Source organism: Streptomyces sp. MK37H, assembly GCF_018035285.1.
GTDB classification, from domain to species: domain Bacteria; phylum Actinomycetota; class Actinomycetes; order Streptomycetales; family Streptomycetaceae; genus Streptomyces; species Streptomyces endocoffeicus.
Map to the genome: position 1 here is coordinate 1 of NZ_JAAAYH010000549.1, position 4,904 is coordinate 4,904.

General features: G+C 70.5%; 3 protein-coding genes and 1 pseudogene. All 4 read right to left on the minus strand.

Going from position 1 to position 4,904, the window contains the following annotated elements:
• A pseudogene (locus GWI24_RS40250) lies at positions 1-783 on the minus strand (hypothetical protein); the annotation flags it as partial.
• 1 nt (position 784) lies between these two features.
• Positions 785-2,188 carry an ATP-binding protein gene (locus tag GWI24_RS40255; protein ID WP_037955082.1) on the minus strand — a complete coding sequence of 468 codons (1,404 nt, stop codon included), beginning with the start codon at positions 2,186-2,188 and terminating at the stop codon, positions 785-787.
• A gap of 103 nt (positions 2,189-2,291) precedes the next feature.
• Complete coding sequence (locus tag GWI24_RS40260; protein WP_210950979.1) at positions 2,292-3,848, minus strand: SCO6880 family protein; 1,557 nt, start codon at positions 3,846-3,848, stop codon at positions 2,292-2,294.
• Positions 3,849-3,850: 2 nt separating this feature from the next.
• The coding region (locus GWI24_RS40265; RefSeq protein ID WP_210950978.1) for a hypothetical protein at positions 3,851-4,904 on the minus strand (1,054 nt) is incomplete at its 5' end.

Consider the following 4,904-nt stretch of genomic DNA (forward strand, 5'->3'; position numbering starts at 1 on the left):
GGTGATGTGGGGGTGCGGCTCGTGTCCCGTCCCGGCGGCCGCTTCGGCGGCGACGGTCTCGGTCGGGTGGCGGTGACCGGCGACGGGTGCGATGACGCCGTCGTCGCCGGGGACCGTCTCGGCCGGGCCCGGTGCGGGGAGCCCGCTGGGGCGGTCTGGAGCGGCGGTGCCGGGCGAACCCTCAGAAGGTCCGGCGGAGGCGGCTCCTGGGGCCGCTGAGGCGCTTCCAGGGCCGGGGACGGGCGGAGGCGGCGACGCGACGCCTGGGGACGCCTCCACGCCCGTACCGTTGGCGGTCGCGGGTTCGATGCCGCCCTGCGCGGTCTTCGTGCCCGTAAGGCCGAGTCGCTTCGCCTCCGCCGCCTTCGCGCGGGCGGTCGCACGGGCGACGCGGCGCTGGGCGCGGACCGTCCGGTAGCGGGCGAGTGTGCCCATCACGAAGATCGTAAGGACGATCAGCACCATCAGCTCACTGATGAAGATGCCCCAGAACAGCCCGTACCCCGACAGCTGGTCCTTCGGGGTGTCGGGCCAGGCCGCCGCCAGGTCTTGGGGCTCCTGCAGCAGATGGCGCAGCGCCACCGGTGTGCGCATGAAGGTCAGGTTGTCCGGCCAGGCGCCGTGGGCGAAGAGCCCGGCCAGCCCGGTCGCCGACCACATCAGACCGAGCGTGCCCAGCAGGAGGGCGATGGCGCCGACCAGCAGGCCGTCCGGAATGCCGCGTTCCGCGGACGGAGGCCTTCCGTGCTCCGCGGGCCCGCCGTGATTCTGTCCCGCCGCCATCTCATGCCACCGTGGATCCGTACGACGGCCCGCCGTAGGTGTCCGCCTCCGCCGCCTCGACCGCCGCGGCGGCACGCTCCTCGGCCTCCGCCTCGACCGCCATCTGCACGGCCAGCGCGTCCTCCGTCATCGCCCGGTCGGTGTAGACGAGGGGCCGCTCGGCCTCGGTGATCAGGTGTTTGACGACCTGTACGTTGCCGTTGACGTCCCAGACCGCGATACCGGGGGACAGCGTGGGGATGATCTCGACGGCCCAGCGGGGCAGGCCCAGGACGCGGCCGGTGGCCCGTGCCTCGTCCGCCTTCTGGGCGTAGATCGTCCGGGTGGAGGCCATCTTGAGGATGGCCGCGGCTTCCCGGGCCGCCGCCCCGTCGACCACGTCGGAGAGGTGGTGGACGACGGCGACGAACGACAGGCCGAGCCGCCGCCCGAACTTCAGCAGCCGCTGGAAGAGCTGGGCGACGAAGGGCGAGTTGATGATGTGCCACGCCTCCTCGACCAGGAAGATGCGCTTCTTACGGTCGGGACGGATCCAGGTGTGCTCCAGCCAGACGCCCACGATGGCCATCAGGATCGGCATCGCGATCGAGTTGCGATCGATATGGGACAGGTCGAAGACGATCAGGGGTGAATCCAGATCGATTCCGGCCGTGGTGGGGCCGTCGAACATACCGCGCAGATCACCGTCGACCAGCCGGTCCAGCACCAGGGCGACATCGAGGCCCCAGGCCCGTACATCGTCTATATCGACGTTCATCGCCGCCGCCGACTCCTCCTCGGGGTGGCGCAGCTGCTCCACGATGTCGGTCAGCACCGGCTGGCGGTCGACAACGGTCTCGTTGACATAGGCGTGCGCGACCTTCAGGGCGAACCCGGAGCGCTCGTCGAGCCCGTGCCCCATCGCGACCTCGATGATCGTGCGGAGCAGGGCGAGCTGACCGGTCGTGGTGATCGCCGGGTCCAGGGGGTTCAGGCGGATACCGCCGTCCAGGGCCGCCATGGGGTCGAGCCGGATGGGTGTTATCCCCAGCTCCTGGGCGATGAGGTTCCATTCGCCGACGCCGTCCTCGCCCTGGGCGTCCAGCACCACCACCTGGCGGTCGCGGAACCGCAGCTGGCGCAGGACATAGGTCTTCTCCAGGGCCGACTTGCCGTTACCGGACTCGCCGAGCACCAGCCAGTGGGGGGCCGGCAGCTGCTGGCCGTAGAGCTGGAAGGGGTCGTAGATATAGCCCTTGCCGGAGTAGACCTCACGGCCGATGACCACGCCGGAGTCGCCGAGGCCGGGTGCCGCGGTGGGCAGGTAGACCGCCTGGGCCTGGCCGGTGGAGGTGCGCACGGGCAGCCGCGTCGTCTCCACCTTTCCGAAGAGAAAGCTGGTGAACGCATCGGTGATGGCGCTCATCGGATCGGCCACGGCGGAGCCCCTATCGTCCCTGTCGTCCCAGTCGTGTCTATCAGCTCTATGGGCTGTATCTGCTCTATCTGCTCTATCTGCTCTATCTGCTCTATCGGCGGATGCCGGTCGCGAACGGCAGCGTGTTCACAAAGGCCCGGTGGTGCTCGCGGTCGCACCACTCCAGCTTGAGATAGCTCTTCCCCGCCGAGGCGCGGATGGTCCGCTTGTCGCGCGCGAGGGCCTCCGGAGACCGGGAGGACACGGTGATGTAGCCGACGAGGTTGACGCCGGCGGCGCCGCTGGCGAGGTCCTCGCCGCGCTGGTCCAGTCGGCCGTGGGCGGCGATGTCGCGCGGGTCCACGGTGCGGTTCATTTTCGCGGCGCGGCTGGCCTCGGCCTCGTCGTTGGTCTTCTCGGTGAGCATCCGCTCGATGGCGATCTCGGTGGGCTCGAGGTCCATGCAGACGGCGACCGTACGGATGACATCGGGGGTGTGGACGAGCAGCGGGGCGAGGAAGTTGACCCCGACGGGCGTCATGGGCCACTCCTTCACCCAGGCCGTGGAGTGGCACCAGGGCTCACGGGTGCTCGACTCCCGGGTCTTGGCCTGGAGGTAGGTGGGCTCCATGGCGTCCAGCTCGGCGGGCCAGGCGTTCCGCTTGGTCATCGCCTGGATGTGGTCGATGGGGTGGTCCGGGTCGTACATGGAGTGGATGAGCGAGGCCAGCCGCCCCTGCCCCAGGGGCTGGCGGACCCGGATGTCCGCCTCGGCGAGCCGGGCGCAGATGTCGGTCAGCTCACGGGCCATCACCACGGCGAGGCCCGCGTCCTTGTCGAGCCGCCGGCCGCCGCCGCTCTGGCGGGTGGCGCGCGCGATGGCCTGGGCCTCGGCGGCCAGGTCGCGGGTGTAGTGCATACAGGCGACGAGATAGGCGCGGTGCTGCTCGGAGGAGGTGGAGACCATGGACTGCAGCTGGTCGTAGGAGTCCTTGAGCCAGTTGGGTGCCTGGTCGTCACCGCGCCGCTCGACGTCCTTGGCGTGCGCGTCGGGGTCGGCGGGGAGGGTACGGGCCAGCATCTGCAGCCGGGTCACGAAGCCGTCGCCGTTGGCCACATGCTTGAGCAGGGTGCCGAACCGGTCGACGAGGGCCTCCTGGTCCTCGCTGTCGCGCAGTCCGACGCCTGGGCCCTCGATCTCGATGGCGGCGGTGACGGTGCGGCGGTCGGCGTGCAGGAGCACGGCGATCTCGTCGGGGCCGAAGGGGGCGGCCAGCCAGTTGATCCGGCCGATGCCGGGGGGCGGGCCGACCTCGATCTCACGGCCGTCGAGGCGGGTGCCGGCCTCGGCGGCGCCGGAGCGGTAGGCGGTGGTGCCCTTACGGACGCTGCGCTTGTAGGAGCGATTGATCTCGAACCAGCGATAGAACGTCCGACCGTTGTACGGGACGTACACGGCGGCGAGGGCGAGGGTGGGGAAGCCGACCAGGGCGGTGATGCGGAACATCAGCACCGGCACCAGCAGCCCGCACATCATCCCGATGAACGCCCCCGCGATGATCAGCGCGATCTCGCCGGTCTCGCGGTTCTTGCCGACGATCGCGTTCGGGCGGGGGCGCCCGATCAGATATGTGCGACGGGGCGCGATGGGGTGCGACTGGGCGTCGATCGTCACCGCCGGTCACCTCCCGAGTTGTTGCCGGAGCTGCGGTTCGTGGCGGAGCCGCCGCCGGAGCCTCCGGTGTGGCCGGTGCGGCTGGCGGGCGCGGGGGAGGTACCTCCGCCGCCCCCGCCGCTGGTGCGGGTGGAGTGGGCCGCCACACCGCCGGAGACGGGGTTGGCGGGCTTGGCCTGCCCCGGGGCGGCGCCGCCCCCGCCGGCCTCGCCTCCGCCGCGGGCGCTGTGGGTGTTGATGCCCTGCTTCACCAGGGCGGCGGGGGAAGTGATGACGGCGGCGGCCTGGCGGGACGCGGGGTCGGCGCTGGCGCTGCGGGCCTTGACGATCTCATCGCCGAAGCCGGGCACGAAGCGGTAGATCATCGCGCTGGCGAAGATGGCGAGGATGATGATGGACAGGCCGGAGACGACGGCCGAGAAGGCGTCGGGCTTGTCGCCGTTGGTGGAGAGCGCCCCGGCGAGGGCCAGGACGGTGATGATCACCGGCTTGATGAGGATCACGGCGATCATGATCCCCGCCCAGCGGCGCACATGGCCCCACATGTTCTTGTCGACGAGGCCCGCGTAGACGGCGGTGCCGAGCAGCGCGCCCACATAGAGGAGGGCGGCGCGGATGACGAGCTCGAGACAGAGGACGCCGGCGGCGAGGATCGTCACCAGCGAGACGACGATGAGCATGATCGGGCCGCCGCCGATGTCCTCGTCCCGCTTGAGCGCTTGGGAGAAGGAGCCGAAGAAGGCGTCGTTGTCCGCACCGGTGCCGGAGGCGATGGCGTCGGTGACGGCGTCGGTCGCGGTGACGACCGTATAGAGGATGAGGGGGGTGAAGGCGGAGGCCAGGACCGTCAGCCAGAGGAAACCTATGGCCTCGGAGAGCGCCTCGCCGAGGGGGACGCCGCGGATGGCGCGCTTGGCGACGGCGAGGAGCCAGAGGATGAGGGTGAGGACGGTGGAGGCGGCGAAGACGACGGCGTACTGGCGGAGGAAGGCCTCGTTGGTGAAGTCGACGTTGGCCGTCTCCTTGACGAGCTTGGAGAGCTTGCCGACG